18 protein-coding genes are annotated in these 21,323 nt (G+C 33.2%); 10 read left to right on the top strand and 8 right to left on the bottom strand.

Features of this window, described 5'->3' with window-relative positions:
• Window positions 1-14: 14 nt before the first annotated feature.
• From DOS84_RS06670 to DOS84_RS06650, 5 genes are all read right to left on the bottom strand, one after another.
• Complete coding sequence (locus DOS84_RS06670) at window positions 15-1,139, bottom strand: peptidylprolyl isomerase (protein WP_111409340.1); 1,125 nt, start codon at window positions 1,137-1,139, stop codon at window positions 15-17.
• A gap of 9 nt (window positions 1,140-1,148) precedes the next feature.
• Window positions 1,149-1,796 carry a gliding motility-associated peptidyl-prolyl isomerase GldI gene (gene gldI, locus DOS84_RS06665; protein WP_111409339.1) on the bottom strand — a complete coding sequence of 216 codons (648 nt, stop codon included), beginning with the start codon at window positions 1,794-1,796 and terminating at the stop codon, window positions 1,149-1,151.
• Window positions 1,797-1,802: 6 nt separating this feature from the next.
• Window positions 1,803-2,807, bottom strand: coding sequence for a DHH family phosphoesterase (locus DOS84_RS06660; protein ID WP_111409338.1), 1,005 nt, complete (start codon window positions 2,805-2,807; stop codon window positions 1,803-1,805).
• A 67-nt stretch (window positions 2,808-2,874) separates the two neighbouring features.
• A complete protein-coding gene (locus tag DOS84_RS06655) occupies window positions 2,875-4,131 on the bottom strand; it encodes a voltage-gated chloride channel family protein (protein WP_111409337.1) in 1,257 nt (418 codons plus the stop codon).
• Between the two features lie 65 nt (window positions 4,132-4,196).
• Window positions 4,197-4,583, bottom strand: coding sequence for a RidA family protein (locus DOS84_RS06650; RefSeq protein WP_111409336.1), 387 nt, complete (start codon window positions 4,581-4,583; stop codon window positions 4,197-4,199).
• 350 nt (window positions 4,584-4,933) lie between these two features.
• Here DOS84_RS06650 and DOS84_RS06640 point away from each other — a divergent pair, with 350 nt between their 5' ends.
• Window positions 4,934-5,599, top strand: coding sequence for a hypothetical protein (locus DOS84_RS06640; protein WP_111409334.1), 666 nt, complete (start codon window positions 4,934-4,936; stop codon window positions 5,597-5,599).
• An 18-nt stretch (window positions 5,600-5,617) separates the two neighbouring features.
• Here the strand turns inward: DOS84_RS06640 and DOS84_RS06635 are convergent, their stop codons facing one another.
• The gene (locus DOS84_RS06635; protein WP_111409491.1) at window positions 5,618-6,145 is read right to left on the bottom strand and encodes a hypothetical protein; all 528 of its coding nucleotides are present in this window, start codon (window positions 6,143-6,145) and stop codon (window positions 5,618-5,620) included.
• 122 nt (window positions 6,146-6,267) lie between these two features.
• Entirely contained in the window at window positions 6,268-7,410 is a 1,143-nt protein-coding gene (locus DOS84_RS06630; protein ID WP_111409333.1) for a DUF3179 domain-containing (seleno)protein, read from the bottom strand.
• Between the two features lie 204 nt (window positions 7,411-7,614).
• On the opposite strand from DOS84_RS06630, the gene guaA reads away from it, so the two are divergent.
• From guaA to yidC, 7 genes are all read left to right on the top strand, one after another.
• Complete coding sequence (gene guaA / locus DOS84_RS06625) at window positions 7,615-9,144, top strand: glutamine-hydrolyzing GMP synthase (RefSeq protein ID WP_111409332.1); 1,530 nt, start codon at window positions 7,615-7,617, stop codon at window positions 9,142-9,144.
• A 61-nt stretch (window positions 9,145-9,205) separates the two neighbouring features.
• On the top strand, window positions 9,206-11,107 hold the full coding sequence (locus DOS84_RS06620) for a LysM peptidoglycan-binding domain-containing protein (RefSeq protein WP_111409331.1): 1,902 nt from the start codon (window positions 9,206-9,208) through the stop codon (window positions 11,105-11,107).
• A gap of 63 nt (window positions 11,108-11,170) precedes the next feature.
• Window positions 11,171-13,144, top strand: a complete 1,974-nt coding sequence (locus tag DOS84_RS06615) for a LysM peptidoglycan-binding domain-containing protein (protein ID WP_243636329.1) — start codon at window positions 11,171-11,173, stop codon at window positions 13,142-13,144.
• A gap of 106 nt (window positions 13,145-13,250) precedes the next feature.
• Window positions 13,251-13,652, top strand: a complete 402-nt coding sequence (locus DOS84_RS06610; RefSeq protein WP_111409329.1) for an OsmC family protein — start codon at window positions 13,251-13,253, stop codon at window positions 13,650-13,652.
• Between the two features lie 83 nt (window positions 13,653-13,735).
• Window positions 13,736-13,966, top strand: a complete 231-nt coding sequence (locus DOS84_RS06605; protein ID WP_111409328.1) for a DUF3820 family protein — start codon at window positions 13,736-13,738, stop codon at window positions 13,964-13,966.
• Window positions 13,967-14,133: 167 nt separating this feature from the next.
• Complete coding sequence (locus tag DOS84_RS06600) at window positions 14,134-15,747, top strand: CTP synthase (RefSeq protein WP_111409327.1); 1,614 nt, start codon at window positions 14,134-14,136, stop codon at window positions 15,745-15,747.
• A gap of 127 nt (window positions 15,748-15,874) precedes the next feature.
• Window positions 15,875-17,767, top strand: coding sequence for a membrane protein insertase YidC (gene yidC, locus DOS84_RS06595; protein WP_111409326.1), 1,893 nt, complete (start codon window positions 15,875-15,877; stop codon window positions 17,765-17,767).
• Between the two features lie 89 nt (window positions 17,768-17,856).
• On the opposite strand, the gene DOS84_RS06590 is transcribed toward yidC, so the two are convergent.
• Entirely contained in the window at window positions 17,857-18,825 is a 969-nt protein-coding gene (locus DOS84_RS06590; protein ID WP_111409325.1) for a fasciclin domain-containing protein, read from the bottom strand.
• Window positions 18,826-19,264: 439 nt separating this feature from the next.
• On the opposite strand from DOS84_RS06590, the gene DOS84_RS06585 reads away from it, so the two are divergent.
• Window positions 19,265-19,981 carry a toxin-antitoxin system YwqK family antitoxin gene (locus tag DOS84_RS06585; RefSeq protein ID WP_111409324.1) on the top strand — a complete coding sequence of 239 codons (717 nt, stop codon included), beginning with the start codon at window positions 19,265-19,267 and terminating at the stop codon, window positions 19,979-19,981.
• Window positions 19,982-20,115: 134 nt separating this feature from the next.
• Window positions 20,116-21,303 carry a tRNA 2-thiouridine(34) synthase MnmA gene (gene mnmA / locus DOS84_RS06580; RefSeq protein WP_111409490.1) on the top strand — a complete coding sequence of 396 codons (1,188 nt, stop codon included), beginning with the start codon at window positions 20,116-20,118 and terminating at the stop codon, window positions 21,301-21,303.
• Window positions 21,304-21,323 lie beyond the last annotated feature (20 nt).

Raw genomic sequence — 21,323 nt, 5'->3', positions numbered from 1 at the left:
TTGAGCTTTTTGAATTAATTAGGCATTTTTTCCATTAACTCAATCTCAAAAATGATATTGGTATTTGGCGGAATTACATCACCTGCACCAGCTTCTCCGTACGCAAGATGTGATGGAATAAAAAGAACCGCTTTGTCTCCAATGGACATTTTTTCTATTCCTTCAATAAATCCAGGAATTAAACCATCTTTTCTTCCTGCTTGAAATGGGATTGGAGTGTATTGATTAGCTGCCGCTCTTGCTGGATCAAATTTTCCAAAAGTTTTGGATACGTCTTCAATACTGGTGTCAAATAAAGTACCGTTTTCTAAAAATCCAGCATAATGAATATAAACAGTTGAACCCATTGCTGGTTTTTTACCGCCACTTTTTTTGGTGATTACATACTGAAGTCCAGTTGCTGTTTTGTTAGCTTTACTTTTTAATTCCGTAAAAGAAGCTACTTTTTGATCACAAACGGCTTTGTATTTGGCTTCATATTCTTTTTTAGCAGCGGCTTCAGCGGCTACTTTTTGTTTTTGACTTTCAGATTCTATTTTGAAATAATCGTAAAAAGTTTTTTTGGCATCAAATTTCTTGGCATCTTCACCATTTCGGATGATAGTTACGTTTTTTATAAAATCATCTTGCTCTATTTTATTCACCACTTCAAGGTTGTAATCTACTACATGTCCAAAAATAGTGTGTTTTCCGTCTAACCATGGAGTCTCTAAATGGGTGATGAAAAATTGACTGCTATTGGTTCCAGGTCCATTATTGGCCATTGCCAAAATTCCACCTTTGTCAAATTTCAAATCGCTAAACTCATCTTTGAATTTGTAACCTGTATCTCCAGATCCTGTTCCTAATGGATCACCAGTTTGTATCATGAAATCTTTGATAACTCGATGGAATTTTAATCCGTTGTAAAATGGTTTTCCTTTCAAAGTATCATTGACAACAAATTCATTTTCGCCTTCAGCCAATGTAATGAAGTTCGCAACTGTTACTGGAGCTTTTTTATAATCCAATTCTAATAGGATACTTCCTTTATTGGTTTCTATTTCGGCATATAAACCATCAGGTAAATTGTTATGCTCTTTGTTACAGGAAATTAAAGTTGTAATGAGGAGTAGTGCAAATAAAATATTTTTTTTCATTCTCTTTTTTTAATTTGTTAACGTGTCTTTTATGGTTGATTTTGGTTTAATAGGCATCGGTGTGGTGGCTTTTGCAACGACATTTGGTTGAATTTGCGCATTATACTTAGATTCAGGCATAAAGTCACGAAGTGTAACCGTACAAAACAGAGGTTGATTGGTGCCTATTTTGTTGTTATCACCATGATACCCATATCCCATATGCGAAGTAAAAAGGAAATGTACTTTTTCTGTTTTTCGCATTAGTTTTATTCCATCTCTCAATCCCATCATGATTTCCTGTTTGTCCACTTTGTAGATTTGAGGTTCTAATTCTTCTTGAGAATAAATAATATTTCCCTTCAAATCTTTTATTTCATAGTCAAAAAAAGCAATATCTCCTTTTTTAGGAGTAAGACTATCGGTCAGGTTTCTGGTTTCGTAGTAATACCAATATCCTTTTTTGGAGGCTATGTATTTTTTTGTGGGATCACTCTTTATTACAGCTTCGATTTGGTCTTCTTCTCCAGCGATCATTTTCTTGTTTCGGGCTATAGATTGTTTCATGAAGCTTCCGGATGATTGTGAAACAGGTCTTCTGGCTTCTTGATGCTGTTTGCAACTCGTCAATAAAACGGCAGCAAAAAAGGTAATTAGTAATACTTTAAAATAGGTCATGGGCTATTATATTTTTAATTTTTGTACTAAACTTTCAAATTTGTGCAGCGTTTCCTCCATTGAAACTTCCGATTTTCCTCCGGCAGCATTACTGTGTCCTCCGCCTTGAAAATGATCTCTGGCAAATTGATTTACATCAAAATTTCCTTGAGAACGGAAAGAGATTTTGATAATTCCCTCTTCTTTGTTTTCGATAAAAATAGCTGTGAAAACAATTCCTTTTATGCTTAAACCATAATTAACAATGCCTTCGGTGTCACCTTTTACATAATTAAAACTGTTTAATTCCTCTTGTGTCAATGAAGTGTAAGATGTTTTATGATCCATCATCACTTTCATATTTTGTAAAGCACGACCTAGCAGTTGCAAACGATTATAGGAACTATTGTCAAATAATAAGGTTGGTATCAATGAATTTTCGACTCCTAGGTCAATTAAGTCTGCAATTATTCTATGAGTTGTTCCTGTAGTCTTTGGAAAACGGAACGAACCAGAATCAGTCAAGATTCCAGTGTAAATACAAGTAGCAATCGTTTTATCTAAATCTTGTTTTTTGCCCAATAAAGAAATGAAGTTGTAAACCATTTCGCAAGTAGAACCAAAAGCAACATCTGAATAGGTATATGTAGCATAATCATCTGGCCATTGATGATGATCAATCATGATAAAAGGAACGGTAAGTTTTTCTAAAACCTGTTCCATTTCCCCCACTCTGTGAAGAGCGTTAAAATCCAAAGTAAAAATAAGCTCCGATTCTTCTAAGATTTTAGTGCAAACTTCTTTGTCTTTTTCGTAAATTTTTACTGTTTCAGAGCCTGGCATCCAAGCTAGGAAATCAGGAAAGTCGTTGGGAGAAATCACTGTAGGATAGTGATTGTTTTTTAATAAAAAATGATATAATGCTAATGTCGAGCCCATGGCGTCTCCGTCTGGACCTCTATGTGGAATTATTGCAATTTTTTTTGGAGTTGATAATAACAACTGTATCGCTTGTATGTCTTGTATATTCATAGTTTGCGAAATTACATTTTTTAAACTAAAACTTGAAAGCTTTTAAGAAATTATAAAGAAATATAGGCTATAGGTATTTCAATCCTTTTTTTCTAATGCTTTGATATAAAATAGATTTTGGACCTCTCACAATTTGAGATTTGTAAATCCCAATAGAGCCTGAAAAAAAGTAAGCAATGATACAGGCAATTCCGATGTAAACGCCGCTTTCTATACCAAAAAGTTCCATACCCATAACCGTACAAGCGATAGGAGTGTGTGTCGCACCCGAAAACACGGCCACAAATCCCATTCCAGCCAATAAAGCAATTGGTAACGGAACAAGAACCGATAAAGCACTTCCCAGTGTTGCCCCAACAAAAAAGAGTGGGGTTACTTCGCCTCCTTTGAATCCAGCTCCAAGTGTAAAACCAGTAAAAAGGATTTTTAAAAGAAAATCATAAGGAGCGTTATGAATAGAAAAAGCATTTACAATCATAGGAACTCCCAATCCAATATATTTTGTAGTGCCAATAAAATAAATGGATATAGCTAGAATAATTCCACCTATGAAAGGTCTTAATGGTGGATAATTTATGTTTTTAGAAAATAATTTACCCCAAAAATGGGTACTTCTTGAAAAAAGCAAAGCTGCCAGGCCAAACAAAATACTGACGATAAGTATCCAAAATATAGCGGTGAAATTCATTTCTGGAACTTCAGGGATATTATAATGAGTGTGTTTTATTTCCCAGAATTCAACAGTGAAATAAGCAATATAAGCTACCAGAAAAGAGCAGACAATACTTCTGAAATTAATTTTGTGAAAAAAAATAACTTCCAATGCGAATATTGCTCCAGTTAATGGTGTTCCAAAAACTGAAGCAAAACCAGCACTAATTCCCAGAACAATCAAGGTTCTTCGTTCGGAATGATTTAGTCTGAAAATATTGGTACATAAATCGGCAATGGCACCACCCATTTGCACTGCGGTACCCTCTCTACCCGCTGATCCTCCTAATAGATGCGTTATTAATGTGCCCAAAAGAACTAACGGAGCCATCAGGAACGGAATCTTTTTTTCGGGTTTATTGTATTCTTCCAATAATAGGTTATTCCCTTTTGCAATTTTGGAATCAAAGTAAAAGTAAACATAACCAATAAGTAAACCTCCAAGCGGAAGGAGCCAGATAATCCAGTTATGGTGATCTCTAACTTGTGTTACAAACTCTAATGAAACCAAGAAAAAGGCTGAGGCCGATCCAGAAAAAATGCCTATCAAACAACAAATGGAAATCCATTTGAGTGTGATAAGCATTATTCGTTTTATTTTTTCAAAATTCATCGATTGCGTTACTTTTTTTAAATAAATTTTATGCTAAAGTATTACAATTCATACTATTTTTTGAACTATTCTGATGCTATTGCTGTAAATTCTATTTCAACTAAGTATTCTGGAGCAACCAATTGATTGATACCATAAAAACCGGTGGTTGGTTTTACATCTTTGAAAAAAGTAGCATGAGCTTTTGCAACTTCTTCAAAAGTAGAAATATCAGTAGTGAAAATTCGGGTTCGAATCACATCTTTCATTCCTACTTTAAGATCTTCCAATACTTTTTCTACTCTTTCTAAGATATTTAGGGTTTGTGCGTAAGCATCATCAGCTTTTACTTTTTCGCCGTCAACTATTGCAACAGTCCCTGATACTTCAATGATGTTTCCAATGCGAACCGCACGGCAATATCCCATTTTCTCTTCCCATGGAGATCCGGTTAAGATGTTTTCTCTTTTCATTATTTAGTTTTTTAGTTTTGTTAATTGCTGTTTAAAGGTTGCTGAGTCTTCGGTTTCCTTTAAAGCGCGCAATTTATAAAAATTAGAATTAAAAAAAGAATCACATTCCGATGAGAGGGTATCTTGAGGTAGTTTTTCGTTTTTTATAACAAAATAAACAAGATGTTTTAATTTCTGGTGGATGTTCAATGATTGGTCGATAATTTTATTGAGTAGTTTTGTTTTTTTTAATTTAGGATTTCTTAACAAGTCAGGAGAAATAAATTATGTTAGTTTTGTGATTTTATAATCACTGTTTTTTTATTTTTGGAAAAAATGTTTTTAGATATAAAACCTACTTTTTTAATACTATGAAACAAATTTTATTTATTTTTCTAATAGGTTTTTCGACTTGTACGTATGCTCAATTTGAGTCGAGTACAAAGTTCAAAGGCATTCCGCCAGTTAATATAAAACCAAAGGAAAAGAAGCCTACGCCTCCAATAGATTCTTCTGTGATTATTCCTCCCAATGTTTATAAAAGTCCGAATGTACAGTCACCTCCTAATCCTGTTTCAGACTATAAACTAAAAGTTAAGAGTGAGATTTCCATGATTCCTACGAATGAGTTCATTAATCCTGGGGATGAAGTAAAAGACAGATTAAATAAAAAGACTGATCGTCAGGAAGGAGTTGCTTACCGTCGCAATCAGAATTTAGGCACTTATAAATCCACTTCTGAATCAGCTAAAGTAATGTATAGAGATGCTCAGTATGTAGATGGTGATTTAATTAGGGTATATTTAAACGGACAAGTTATTCAATCCCAAGTGTATTTGGATAGTAACTTTAAAGGTTTTGAAATTGCTTTGCAAAAAGGATTCAATAAAATAGATTTTGAAGCATTAAATCAAGGAGACTCAGGCCCCAATACAGCCGAATTCAGAGTTTATGATGATAAAAAAAATCTGGTTTCGGCTAGTGAATGGAATCTTGGGACAGGCTTTAAAGCCACTATTATTATTGTCAAAGAGTAGTTTTGATTTTTTTAAAGATTAAAACGGATCGGCAGTAACTTTAAATCTCATATCCGCTTTTACTGTAGTCTCTTGAGTTAAGGTTTCTTTTGTGGTTACAGATGTTCTTATTTTATAGCTTGAAGCCTTGATGTATTTGTCTAATTTTTGTGAAGTACATGTTAGATTCAGCATATTTGTGGTTGAGCTAATATTATCCTGAAAAGCCAATTCTATTTCATCATTGGCATTTGTGGAAATGTACATGTGAACCGATTTTAAAAAGCTAAATGTTTTATCGGCAGGACTTGTGATACTCAATTTTAATTCTTCCAGTTTTACATCTTTAACTAAATCCACATTCGTGTTGTTGTTCTTAAATTCTGAAGTAGAATTTGTCGTAACATCTGGAGTTGCCGCTTCAAAAGGAGAGTTAAAAGGCAATCCACTATTTACTGTAAATGTAGTCTGGTCGGAAATAGTAAAAGTCAATAACTTGTCTACTTCACTACATGAAACTATCATTAAGGCTAAAAGAACTAAAATTGTGATTTTTTTTGTTTTCATTTTTTTTGAGGCAAATTTATAATTTGGAGTTTCTTGCAAATGTAATCTAACTAGACATACAATCTCATCATTTAACGATTTTGCCATGTAATTATTATATGAATCGAAATTATGCATGAATATTATTTCAGTGTCAATGGATGAAATGTTCTCCAGCTATGCCAGTATTCTTGATACGCTTTTATGGACTTTAGCTCATTAATTAATGGGTTTGTTGGTTTGCCAAGGAATGTATAGCTGTTTTGTCCGTCATTTAATAAATTTCCTTCAAGAGTAAATTTTTGTTCTTTATTGTTTCTTTCCAGTACTATAAAACTCTTGTTATCATTGGCTAAAATTAATACGATGGGTTTGTTGTTTATTGCATCGTAGATGATTTTTTTCTTGACAAAATGATTCCAGTCATAAGCTTTGCTTTGATTGTCAACGGTAATGCCAACAATCCATGATTTATCTTTCCATGAAAGCGTGTCTCTCCTCGTTAGGTTTCCTTTTCTTCTTCCGGATTCGTAATTACTCAAGCTGTCGTATTCCGTTTTGAAATTTTTGTCAACTTGCATGATTAAACTTTTTGGGTTTAAGTCGAGCCATTTTTTTAATGACATTTGATTGCTTTGTAATTCCGGTAAGGATTGCCCTTTTAATGTTCCTGCAATTGCTTCTCCAGTAGCTTGTCTCCACCAGCTTTTTGTTGTTTTGTCTTCAAACATAGCATTAAAATGATCCATGCCTACTAATCTAAAAGTTTCTTTTTTACCATTTACTATTGGTTCAAAAACACGTCCAGATCTGCAAACGGTACAATAAGTAACAAGTATCGGATTTTGGGCAATAGTGTCAAACACTTGGTGATGGTATCCTAAAAACTGTATTGGATAAGCTCTAGATTCTCCTTTGTAAGTTATGCCAATAACAATTCGGCTTGTATCAACTTTGCTTTTTGAGGCATCACTCATTTTTAGGTTAGTGGTTTGATGAAACATAGAATCTGCTGCCATGACATAATTTGTAGCGTAACCAATCCCAATAGCGATAACTAAAAAAAATAGAGAGAAAATTTTTGATTTTTGAAAAGCGGTTTTAAAGCCAAAAAGTACCATTAGTATAAAAACCAATCTAAAAATCCATCGCCAAGAATATAAAAAATAGGCCAAATCGATGCTGTTCATTTCCTGACTTCCAGGCATTGGCATAATGAAATAAACATTTGCAATCTCAAATAACAATAACCCGAGTATACCGAAATAATAGATTTTTTTTGCCATAGCTTGTAGATTTGGTTTTAATTAATAATAGGTTTTGTTTTTTTATAATTGGTTATAAATTAGATATTCTTTGTTTTTTGCTGCTTTTTCTTGAATTAATTTGACTCTTTTGCTTAAAATATAGAAAAGTTATTCGATAAAAATAAAATAAAAATTTTTCAAAATACAATTTTTCAATTCCGAATATATAAAGTATTTTTGCGCATGCAACACAACGTACTTATTTTAGATTTCGGATCGCAATATACACAGCTTATTGCGCGTAGAGTTCGCGAATTAAATATATTCTGCGAAATTTTTCCTTACAATCATTTTCCAGATGATTTATCAAGTTATAAAGCCGTAATTCTTGGAGGAAGCCCTTTTTCTGTTAGAGGAGAAGATGCGCCACATCCAGATTTATCACAAATTAGAGGTAAGCTTCCTATGCTAGCCGTTTGTTACGGAGCGCAATATTTATCTCATTTTAGTGGAGGCGAAGTAGCGGCTTCTAATACTAGAGAGTACGGTAGAGCTAATTTATCTTATATTAAAGAAGACGAAACTTTCTTCGACGGTGTTTCTGAAAACAGTCAAGTTTGGATGAGTCACAGTGATAGTATTAAAGCCTTACCAACTAATGGAGTAAAACTGGCCAGTACACACGATGTAGAATTTGCTGCTTACAAAATTGAAGGAGAAACTACTTATGCAATTCAATATCATCCAGAAGTTTTTCACTCTACGGATGGAAAACAAATGTTGGAAAATTTCCTTGTAAAAATAGCTCACGTACCACAAAATTTTACACCAAACGCTTTCGTTGAAGAAATTGTAGCTGAAATGAAAGAAAAAATCGGAAATGACAAAGTTGTTTTAGGTCTTTCTGGAGGTGTGGATTCAACTGTAGCTGCTGTTTTATTAAATAAAGCAATTGGTAAAAATCTGTATTGTATTTTTGTAAACAACGGATTGCTTCGTAAAAATGAATACCAAAGTGTTTTAGATCAATACGAAGGAATGGGATTAAATGTGAAAGGAGTAGATGCTTCTCAACGTTTTTACGATGCCTTAGCTGGGGTTAGTGATCCAGAATTGAAAAGAAAAGCAATTGGTAACGCCTTTATCGAAGTTTTCGATGATGAATCACATAAAATTGAAGATGTTACTTGGTTAGCACAAGGAACGATATATCCTGACGTTATCGAATCGGTTTCTGTAAAAGGACCATCGGCAACAATCAAATCACATCATAATGTTGGTGGTTTACCGGATTACATGAAACTTAAAATTGTTGAACCTTTGCGTATGCTTTTTAAAGATGAAGTACGCAGAGTAGGAGCGACATTAGGAATTGATCCCGAATTATTGGGAAGACATCCTTTTCCAGGACCTGGATTGTCTATTCGTATTTTGGGAGACATCACACCAGAAAAAATTCAAATTTTACAAGATGTAGATAAAGTCTTTATTGACGGATTGAAATCTTGGGGATTATACGATAAAGTTTGGCAAGCAGGAGCTATTTTATTACCTGTAAACAGCGTTGGAGTAATGGGCGATGAGCGTACTTATGAAAAAGTTGTTGCCCTAAGAGCCGTAGAATCTACAGATGGAATGACTGCTGATTGGGTTCATCTTCCTTATGATTTCTTGATGAAAGTTTCTAATGATATTATCAATAAAGTAAAAGGAGTGAATCGTGTAGTTTACGATATAAGTTCAAAACCACCAGCAACAATTGAGTGGGAATAATATAATTTTTTTAACATTAAGTCGTTACATTTGTAACGACTTAATTTTTAAAATTATATTTATGAAAGGACTTTTAAGAGTTTTATTATTTATCGGTTTTGTTTCAAATGTCTCTTTTGGGCAGCAATCTGTAACAAAACACACAGTTTTAAAAGGCGAAACAATCCCCCAAATCGCTCAAAACTATAACACTACTCCTTCTGAAATTTACAGACTTAATCCAGAAGCTCAAAACGGAATCACAGAAAATCAAATTCTTTCAGTTCCAGAATTACTCCCTCAAGCCAAAAATACAATTAATCATACTGTTGCCCCAAAAGAAACTTTGTTTGGGTTAGCGACAAAATATAATGTCAAAGTTGAAGCCATTCAAAGTGCAAATGCTGTAGCTCTAGCCAATGGACTGCAAGTAGGACAACAATTAGTTATTCCACAAGATACTACTCAGAAAGCAGAAACAGGTATTGCCAAAAATACTCATTTGGTTCAGCCGAAAGAGTCATTGTTTAGTATTGCCAGACTTTATAATGTATCTGTTGAAGATTTAGATAAAGCGAATTCGGCTATTTTAAAAGACGGATTGCAGGTTGGACAAGAAATTAAAATTCCAAATAAAAAGAAAACTCTTGACGGTAGAGTAAGAGTTATCAATGCCGAAACTGTTTTTTATGTGGTAAAAGCCAAAGAAACCAAGTATTCTATAGCGAAACAATTCGGAATCACCGTAGAACAATTGGAATCCCAAAACCCAGAAATTGTAAACGGATTGACTGAAGGAAATAAATTGGCAATCAATGTAAAAGAGGTGAAGCCAACCAATGAAAATGAAGAGTTGATGCTCGCTTTGGCAGAAAAACAAGTTGTGGTTGAAAAATCCAAAGCTAATGCCAAAGAAATTAATAGCCTTAAAGAAAAACTCGTATTACAAGAAGAAATAAATCAAAAGGTAATTAATGTTAATGGTCTTTTGGTGAATCTGAAAGAGATTGAAAATACGAAAGAAGGTTCGGCTGAAAAACTTAAATTGGTTTTGGAGGCTAACAAAAATATTCAGGAAATTCTTTTGGTCAAATTGGATTCATTGGTGAAAACCATGGGTAAAGATTTGAATGAATTGAAAAAAACTGAATTGGTTGATCTTGATGAATCCATTCGTTTGCAAAAAATTTCCAATGAAAATATTCAAAAGACGAATGAATTGTCACAACAACTCAAAAAACAATTGGCAGAAAACAGAAAAGTATATTCTGGTTTGATGGACAAAGCGGAGCGAATTGTTGTGGAAGAGAATCAAGAATATAAGAAAAGTATAAGAGAAAACAGTAAAGCAAAAGCTGATCAAAAGACTGTGAAATTCACTCCGGTGGATTTGAAAAACATGGAAATGGAACAGCAGACTCGTGATTTGAACAACATGAAGTTGATTACTAAACTGGATTCCTTAAATAATGAGAGTAAATCGGAATTGAAATTACATATCAGTAAGGCTACTTTTTATAGTAAGCAAGCGCGATTATTTGATGATAATTTGGCTAAATTGAAAAATCAAAGTTATCAGAATAAAGCACACGAGTCTCATACTAAAGCTAAAACAGCAGTGGTATTTAATTCACTTACTTTGGATCAAATTAAAAAAGAATTGGCGAAACAACCAGCTAAAGTTAAAGCAATTAAAATTGAAAAAGTTGAAGGTGTAAAGGATTTGAAATCTGGATATTATGTTGTGTTGGGGAATTTTCAAGTGGCAAGCGAAAGAGATGCTTTTATTCGGAAATTAACCGATTCAGGTTCATTGGATGCTAATTTTTTCTATAATATAAATATACTTTCGTATTATGTTTACTCCAAATCCTTTACAACAAAAGAAGAGGCACAATATGAGTTTATTCAAAAACAAGGGAAACCGCTTTTTGAAAAAATGTTTCTTGCCAATATAATTTCCGAAAACACAATTAAGGAATAAATTAACAAGGATTGAAAGAATATTTGCCATAAACACAGTATTTTTACTGAATTAAAAACACAAATGAACCACGCTAATATGAACTATTTTTCAGTAGTATTTTGTACTATTTTATTTTCTGTCACTTCAAGTTTTTCGCAAGAAAAAATAGAGAAATATGTCGTTGGTAAAGGAGAAACGATTGCCCAGATAGCCCAAAAGTTTAAAACAACTCCCTACGAAATTTACAAACTCAATCCAGATGCACAAAACGGATTGAAACCTAATAGTATATTGTTGATTCCAAAAAGTACCGGAAAAAGCAGCGTGACTTCGGCAAAAACGGTAACGCAGCAGCCAAAAACGCATGTAGTGATTGCCAAGGAAACTTTATTTGGAATTGAAAATAAATACGATGTAAGCGATGAAGCTTTGAAAAAAGCCAATCCAGATCTTGAAAAATATGGTTTGCAGGTAGGTCAAGTTTTGAATATTCCTTCAAAAAATATTCCTTCAAAAAGCAATTCAAAAACTCCTGTGGTAGCAAAGAATGTTGCAATTTATCATGTGGTACAGCCTAAAGAAACCAAGTATTCGATAGCTAAGAAATATGATATTACCATTGAAGAATTGGAACGCAAAAATCCTGAGATTGTTTCGAATTTGGCTGTGGGATACGAGTTGTTGATAAAAGGAAATGGGCCTAAACCAGTTGCCAAAATTGTTCCTGTGGAAACTAAAGCTGTAAGTGAAAAGCAAATAGCTATTAGTGTTCCTGAACCAGTAAACTATATTGATTATACGGTGAAAGCAAAAGAAACATTTTATAGTTTATCTAAAGTGTTTGGATTGACACAGCAACAATTAATCGAATTGAATCCTGCTTTATCAGCAGGTGTCCAAGAAGGAATGGTTTTGAAAGTACCATCAAAATCAAATCAAATTTCGGTAAATTCTGCGAAACAGAAAGTTGTTTTAACTAAAAAAAACAGTCAGGACAAAAAGACTTTAGTATTGTTGTTTCCTTTTAATATTGCCAAAAATGGGGGAGATACTATCACATCAACCGTTAATCGATTGAACAATGATAAATTTCTGAATATGACTTTGGATTTTTATTCGGGTGCTTTGATGGCAATAGATTCTGCGAAACAAGTAGGTGTGTCTATGGATGTGAAAATTTTTGATTCCAATGAAACTAAAACAACTTCAAATGTTGCTTCCGTTTTTAGTGATAACAATCTCGCCAATGCTGATGCGGTAGTGGGGCCATTTTATCAAAGCAATGTCGAAAGAACAGCTAGTTTACTTAGTCAAAATAATGTACCGGTTATTTCGCCATTGTCTAAGGATGCTGGAAATCCAATGCCGAATTTATACCAATCAATTGTATCAACATCTGTTATGAAATCAGCGATGTTTGATTTTTTGACCGCTAAGCAAGGAAATGTAATAGCGGTGATTGATAAGAAAAAAGAAACGATCAGGAAATACATTTTAGAAAATCAAAAAGAAGTTAAAATTGCGCCATTAACCGCAACAGGTGGTTTGGATGTGGAAAATTTTAAAAGATTATTGGTAAGAGACAAAATGAATTATGTTATTTTGGAGACAGGTAATACAGGAATGATTAAATACACAATGAATGCAATGCTTGGAGTTATGTCTAATTACCAAATACAATTAGTTATTTTGGAGCCAAATGAAACTTTGGATACCGATGAAATCAGTTTTGAGAATTTGACCAAACTTCATTTGATGTATCCTTCTGCAACTCGTGAAAATAATTCTCCTGAAGCTCAGATATTCATGCAGAGTTATAGAAAAAAGAATAAAGTCAATCCAAGTACTTACGCAATTCGTGGTTTTGATATTACTTTTGATACTATGATGCGTTTGTCACAAGACAAAACTTATCAGGAAACTGCCGAAACGATGATAACCGAACAAGTTGAAAGCAAGTTTGAATATCACAAAAAAGAAGAAGGTGGATATGTTAATAAAGGAGTTTATATCCTGTATTATGACACTGATTTGACTATTAAAGAAGCAAAGTAGAACAGCGTATTGAGTGTTTAGGTCGCAGTCTGCAGTCTTTTGTAATCAAAAAGTAAATTACGGATAATCCAAAACTCATAATTCACAACTCATAATTTAAAAAAAGATGACTTCAAAAGTAACTTATTTAGGAGATTTGCGAACTTCTTCTATACATGTACAATCTGGAATTCAAATCCTGTCAGATGCTCCGGTTGATAATAATGGAAAAGGAGAGGCTTTCTCTCCAACGGATTTGGTTGCCAATGCTTTGGCTACTTGTATGATGACTATTATGGGTATAAAAGCGCGAGATATGAATATTGATTTTAAAGGTTCAACTGCTGCAGTTACCAAAATCATGAATGCCGAACCTAGACGAATTGGAGCTATCGAAATTGTTTTTGAAATGCAGGGTGTTACCGAACAAAAAGACAAAACGATTTTGGAAAGAGCAGCAATGACTTGCCCTGTTTTTCTAAGCTTAAATACAGATATTGAAAAACGAATTACTTTTAATTGGAAATAATAAAATTGAGAAAATAGAAAACAGAATATAAAATAAAGATTTCTTCATTTCATCTATTCTTTATTTTCTTTTCTCTTAAAAAAATGGACCAAAATCAAAAACAACTCATAAAACTAGCCCATACCAAAATGCCCTTTGGTAAATATGAAGGATGGTTTCTTATTGATATCCCAGAATACTACATTGTTTGGTATAGCAATAAAGGTTTTCCTAAAGGAGAACTGGGGAATCAATTGAAATTAATTTATGAGTTAAAACTTAACGGACTCGAAGAATTAATTCGAAACATAAAAAAGAAGTACCCAAAACCTTAATTGCAGTGTTAATTTATTAGATTTTTAGGTGGCTGGATTAAAGTTGTTTGCTAATTAGCCAATAATCTACTTAGTCTAAAATTCTAATAATTGGACAGTCTACTATTCCAATTAAATTTGTACTTTTGCCACGTTTTTTACATAACTACAATACAAACAACAACAGAATGAATCAAACGAAATATATTTTTGTTACAGGTGGTGTGACTTCTTCTTTAGGAAAGGGAATTATAGCGGCATCTTTGGCAAAATTGTTACAAGCTAGAGGTTATAGGACTACAATCCAAAAATTTGATCCTTATATCAATGTTGATCCAGGAACTTTGAATCCTTATGAGCACGGAGAATGTTATGTAACTGATGATGGTGCAGAAACTGATTTGGATTTAGGTCACTACGAGCGTTTTTTGAATGTTCCAACTTCTCAGGCGAACAATGTAACTACTGGTAGAATTTATCTTTCGGTAATAGAAAAGGAACGTAGGGGAGAATTTCTAGGTAAAACAGTTCAGGTTGTTCCTCATATCACTAACGAGATTAAAGAAAGAATGCAATTGCTTGGTAAATCAGGTGATTATGATATTGTTATTACCGAAATTGGCGGTACGGTCGGGGATATTGAGTCTTTGCCATATATTGAGTCAGTTCGTCAGTTGGTATGGGATTTAGGTGAAAACAATGCGATTGTTATTCATTTAACTTTAGTTCCTTATTTGGCTGCTGCGGGTGAGTTAAAAACCAAACCAACACAACATTCTGTAAAAACCTTAATGGAAAGCGGAATCAAAGCTGATATTTTAGTTTGCAGAACCGAACATGAGATTTCAGATGAAATTCGTAATAAATTGGCTTTATTTTGTAATGTAAAAAGAGAAGCAGTTATTCAATCTATTGATGCTTCTACAATTTATGAAGTGCCAAATTTAATGTTGGAAGAGGGACTAGATGTTGTTGCTTTGAAAAAATTGGATTTACCTAAAAAAGCAGCTCCAGATTTAAAAAACTGGAATACTTTCTTACGTCGATTGAAATTTCCAAAACATACTGTGAATATAGGTTTGATTGGAAAGTATGTAGAAATGCAAGATTGTTATAAATCAATTTTGGAAGCTTTTATTCATGCTGGTGCTGCAAATGAAACCAAAGTAAATGTAGTTTCAATCCATTCTGAATTTATAGACGCAGATAATATTAAAGATAAATTGTCCAGTTTGGATGCTATTCTAGTGGCTCCAGGTTTTGGGGAAAGAGGAATTGAAGGTAAAATTGAAGCTATTCGTTATGCTCGTGAAAATAAAGTGCCATTTTTTGGAATTTGTTTGGGTATGCAAATGGCGATTATTGAATATTCTAGAAATGTATTAGGATTGGCAGATGCTAATTCTACGGAAATGAATGATAAAACTTCAAATCCAGTAGTGAATTTGATGGAAGATCAAAAAAATGTAACTGACAAAGGAGGTACAATGCGCCTTGGAGCATGGAAATGTGATATAACACCAGATTCATTGGCATTCAGGATTTACGGAAAGACCTCAATATCGGAACGTCACCGTCACCGTTATGAATACAACAGTCAATATGTGGATCAATTGCAAAAAGCGGGATTGATTTCTTCTGGTGTAAATCCGGATACTGGTCTAGTAGAGATTGTTGAGTTAGCAGATCATCCTTTCTTTATTGGGGTGCAATACCATCCAGAATATAAGAGTACTGTAGCTAATCCACATCCTATTTTTGTGAGTTTTGTGGCAGCCGCTGTTAAGGCAAAAAAGAAATAAAAGACTAGAATTAAATTATTTGGCATAATAGTTGTCAAAATGTGTAACAACAAGGTGTTTTGATGACTAATGGAATCAATTTCTAATTTAGTTAAAATTAGGAAAACGAAAAACAACAAAAAATAAAATGGAAGAAAAAAAATTAGACCTTAACTCGGTTATAGGGATTGTGTTAATTATTGGTATTTTTCTTTGGATGATGTACCAGAACAAACCTTCAGAGGCAACTCTTGCTGCAGAAAAGGCTAAAAAAGAATTGGTTGCAAAAGAAGCACAAGCTAAGGCTGCAGCCATAAAATCAGTTGAAACTCCAACGGCTGCCGTTGCAGGTGATTCTACTCAATTGGCTCAGTTGCAAAAAACATTAGGTGGTTTTGCTTATTCTGCGACTTTGCCTTCAGCAAAAAATGATGTTACAACAATCGAAAATGATTTTGTGTTATTAAAAATTGCTAACAAAGGAGGTTACATTGTAGAAGCTACTTTGAAAAATTTTGAAAAATTCAAGAAGAATTCGGGTCAGTTGGTTTCTTTGATTAAAGACAACAACGCCGATTTAAATGTTCAATTGCAAACAAGTGATAATAGAGTTTTGAATACAAAAGACTTGTATTTTGAACCTACATTGACTAAAGTTGGTGCTGATCAAATTCTTTCGATGAAATTGAAATCAGGTGCCAATGAATTCTTAGAATATAAATACATTTTGAAACCAAACGATTATATGGTTGGTTTTGATATTCGTTCCCAAGGTTTAAACAAAGTATTGAATACTGCAAAACCAATGGATTTGCAGTGGAATATGAAAACGTTTAGGACAGAGAAAAGTATCGCATACGAAAATCGCTATACTCTTTTGAATTACGAATATGGTGATGAGAAATTTAGTAATGTTAATGATGGTGCCAATAAAGAGGAATCTCTTGAGAAAGTTAAATTCGTTGCTTACAAACAGCATTTCTTCTCCACTATTTTATTGACAGATACTCCCTTTGCAAAAGCAGTTCTTAAATCAAATAAATTAGCTGTTGACGAAAAGGTAGATACAATTTTTGTTAAACAATTTAATGCTAATATGCCTTTAGCTTTCACTAATGGTGAGCTGGATTATAAAATGAACTGGTATTTTGGGCCTTCTGATTATCAAACTTTAAAATCTTATGATAAGCATTTAGAAAAAATAATTCCATTAGGCTGGGGTATTTTTGGTTGGATCAATAAATTTATTTTTATTCCATTATTTGGTTTTTTAAGTGGTAAAATTTCTTATGGTATAGCAATTATCATTTTTACAATTATCATTAAAATTGCAATGTCTCCTATTACTTATAAATCGTTCTTGTCTCAAGCCAAGATGAAAGTATTAAGGCCTGATATTACTGAATTGGGAGAAAAATACAAGAAAGATCCAATGAAAAAACAGCAGGAAACGATGAAGCTGTATTCTAAAGCTGGCGTTAATCCTATGGCGGGATGTATTCCAGCCTTGATTCAGATTCCATTTATGTATGCGTCGTTTCAGTTTTTTCCATCTGCTTTTGAATTAAGACAAAAAGGATTCCTTTGGGCGGATGATTTGTCTTCATTTGACTCTGTTTATAAATTGCCTTTCCATATTCCATTATATGGTGACCATATTAGTTTGTTTCCAATTTTGGCCGCAATTGCTATTTTCTTTTATATGAAAATGACCTCCGGCGATCAACAAATGGCGGCTCCTCAGCAAGAAGGAATGCCGGATATGGCTAAGATGATGAAATACATGATTTACATTTCGCCAATCATGATGTTGATTTTCTTTAATAGTTATGGAGCGGGATTGAGTTTGTATAACTTTATATCCAACTTGATTACTATTGGAATTATGTTTGTAATTAAAAATTATATCGTTGATTCTGATAAAATACATGCCAAAATTCAAGAAAATAAATTGAAAGAGCCTAAAAAACCAGGTAAATTTCAGCAAAAATTACAAGAAGCCATGGAACAGGCCGAGGCTCAAAAAGCAAAAAAGAAATAAATATAAATTGAATATAAGTAAAAAAGCTCCTGTTTGTCAGGAGCTTTTTTGTTTTAACAAGTAGATTAACAACCAATTAATTATATTTATTAAAACGTGGGTAGAAGAACTTTGTCTAGTACGTGTATGATTCCATTAGAACATTGAACATCGACTGCAATGATATTGCAATTTCTTCCGCTTACATCCAATAACCGTGTAGGAGTAAATTTTACGGTAACGTTTTGACCAGAAAAAGTAGTTACAACTTGATCATTTGTCAGTTGTTTTGATTCTACATTAGCACCGGCAACTACGTGATATTTTAATGTTTTTTCTAGTACATTGGCCGGAATTGCAGATAATCCAGAGTAACCGGTTTCTGTTAAGAAAGCTCCAAATGCATCATTTGTTGGAGCAAAAACAGTGAAAGGTGAACTTGCTGTTCCAGATAATATTCCTGCAAATCCTGAAGCTGGATTATAAGTTAATGCAGATACTAATGTGGTAAAGTTTGGATTGGCAATCGCATGGTCTACAATTGTGGGAAGTCCTATTACAGCATCGACAACATGTATTACTCCATTTGTAGCCATAATATCTGCTGTAATGACTTTGGAAACTCCGTTCAATTTTACTCCAGAAGAAGTATTAACAAACATACTTAGCGTGTTAGTTGTTGATGCTCCCCCTTTAGCAAGAGTTTTTATGTAACCCGTTGTTAGATCGGTGGATTTTACTGCACCACTTACTACGTGATTTAACAGTATTTGAGTTAGCGCTGCTGTTGGTACATCTTTGATTGTCGCGTAAGGTGTGGTTTTTAGAAAGGCGGTAAATGCAGCATTTGTCGGTGCAAACACAGTATAAGGTCCAGCTCCTTTTAGGGTTGTTGCTAAATCAGCTTTTGATAATGCTTCAACTAAAATTGAGAAATCTGGATTACTTGAAGCAATTCCTGTAATAGTATTATCTGCAGCTGGCGTCGGAGTTGTGTTGTCATCATTGTTGCATGATGTGCCAATGATTATTAAAAGAGCTAAAGTTATTACTTTTTTGAATTTCAATAGATTTTTCATAATATTAATTGTTTAAGTGTTGATTGTTAAATGTTTATTGCTTAACAAAACTAATTATAATTATTTATTTTGTTTATTATTATTGTAAAATAATTAAACAAAAAATGAAAATTTATGCTTTTTTTATAATTTGTTTAATACTTTATTCTTGTTTCTAATTTGTTTGCTAATAGTCAGAATTATAGATGTTTGCGAGTTTTTTTATTTTTTGCATTCCTTTTTTTTGATTCATATTTATTTAAAAATGTTGAACAAAATATAATTTTTTTCTTGTTCCTTTTTTATAGTATACAATTATATAATACAACCAATTTATTAAGGCTTTTTATAATTTTCCGTTATTAAGTTTTATGTACTTTTATAAAATAATGTTACCTCGTAATAATAGTTGATTTTTAAAGTTATACTATTGACTTTTAGATAATTTAATTAGAATTGTATGTTTTATATTTTTAGAATTTTGACTCTTTTTTTGTGTTGCCAAGTTGTTTTTTCACAAACAGGTTCCAATCCAGTAGATGAGAATGGAAAAAAGCACGGTGTTTGGAAAGGATTTTATGAAGAATCGGGAAGACAGCGTTATGAAGGGACTTTTGAACATGGCAAGGAAGTTGGTGTCTTTAATTTTTTTGACGATACAAAAGCAAAATCAATTATAGCGACAAGAACTTTTAATGCTAAGGACAACTCTTGTTATACCGTTTTTTATGACCAGAATAAAAATGTTGTGAGTGAAGGGAAAGAGATAAATAAACTTCGAGAAGGTCAATGGAAATATTATCATAAGGCTTCAAAAGCAGTTATGACTTTGGAAAATTATAAAAACGGGAAACTCGAAGGTGTCCGAACGGTATACTACCCAAGCGGTAAAATTGTGGATGAAACGATTTACAAGAATGGATTAAAGGAAGGGATTTACAGAAAATATTCGGAGAAAGGAATTGTTTTGGAAAATAGCTTTTTTAAAAATGGCGAATACGAAGGTGAGGCTATTTATAAAGATCCGAATGATCTTGTTATTGCGAAAGGAAAGTTTAAAAATGGAAAAAAAGTAGGGAAGTGGCAGTTTTTTATAAATGGAAAATTGGAAAGTGAGGAAAATATGGATAAGCCTAAAAAACCACAACTTAAAAAGGACAGAGTAAAAATAGATTAAGATTTCGAATCTACAGACTAATAGATTCTAATATCAGTTCGAGTTATAATTGTATTGTTTTCATTAATCTTGGTGTAATTGTTACTAGGTATAATATTTGTACTTTTGCAAAAGATTAAATTAAATTATCAATGATGAAACGTGTAGTTGTAGGTCTTTCTGGTGGTGTAGATTCAAGCGTAGCGGCATACTTGTTGCAACAACAAGGATATGAGGTAATAGGTCTTTTTATGAAGAATTGGCACGATGATTCAGTGACAATTTCAAATGAATGTCCTTGGTTGGAAGATAGTAACGATGCTTTATTGGTTGCCGAAAAATTAGGTATTCCTTTTCAAACGGTTGATTTAAGCGAACAGTATCAAGAAAAAATAGTTGATTATATGTTTAGTGAGTACGAAAAAGGGAGAACTCCAAACCCTGACGTACTTTGTAACCGCGAAATTAAATTTGACGTCTTTATGAAAATCGCTTTGAGCCTTGGTGCCGATTATGTGGCTACAGGGCATTATTGCCGAAAAGGAGAAATCGAAGTTAATGGTGAAAAAGTATACCAACTCCTTGCAGGTGTTGATAACAATAAAGACCAATCTTATTTTTTATGTCAATTATCACAGGAACAATTATCTAAAGCATTATTTCCAATTGGGGAATTGACCAAACCAGAAGTACGTGAAATAGCTGCACAAATGGAATTGGTAACTGCAGAAAAGAAAGATTCCCAAGGACTGTGCTTTATTGGAAAAGTGCGTTTACCAGAGTTTTTACAACAAAAATTGCAACCAAAGGAAGGTGCAATTATTCAAATTGATAAAAACGATCCAGTGTATTCTTATGAAATGCAGAACGATTTATCAGTTGAAGATCAATTGCTTTTTGCTTCCAGAAAAGTAACTTATACACCAAAAATGGGAAAGGTTATGGGGAGACATCAAGGAGCTCATTATTTTACGGTTGGTCAGAGAAAGGGTTTGAACGTAGGTGGAACAACTGATCCTTTGTTTGTCATCGCTACAGATGTGGAGACCAATACTATTTATACGGGTTTGTCTAGCATGCATCCAGGATTATTTAAAAAAGCTTTGTTTATAGAAAAATCAGAAGTACATTGGATTCGTGAAGATTTGGCTTTGGCCAATGGTGAATCAAAGGAAGTCATGGCACGAATTCGATACAGACAGCCTTTGCAAAAAGCCACTTTACATCAGTTTGAAAATGGTATGTATGTGTCTTTTGAAGAGCCACAATCTGCGATTACAGAAGGGCAATTTGCTGCTTGGTATTTGGAGGATGAGTTAGTTGGTTCTGGAGTTATTTCATAAGCTAGATACTTAATTAGTTG

The sequence above is a fragment of the Flavobacterium aquariorum genome (genome assembly GCF_003254745.1).
Lineage (GTDB): Bacteria > Bacteroidota > Bacteroidia > Flavobacteriales > Flavobacteriaceae > Flavobacterium > Flavobacterium aquariorum.
This window is presented reverse-complemented; position numbering and strand designations above follow the sequence as displayed.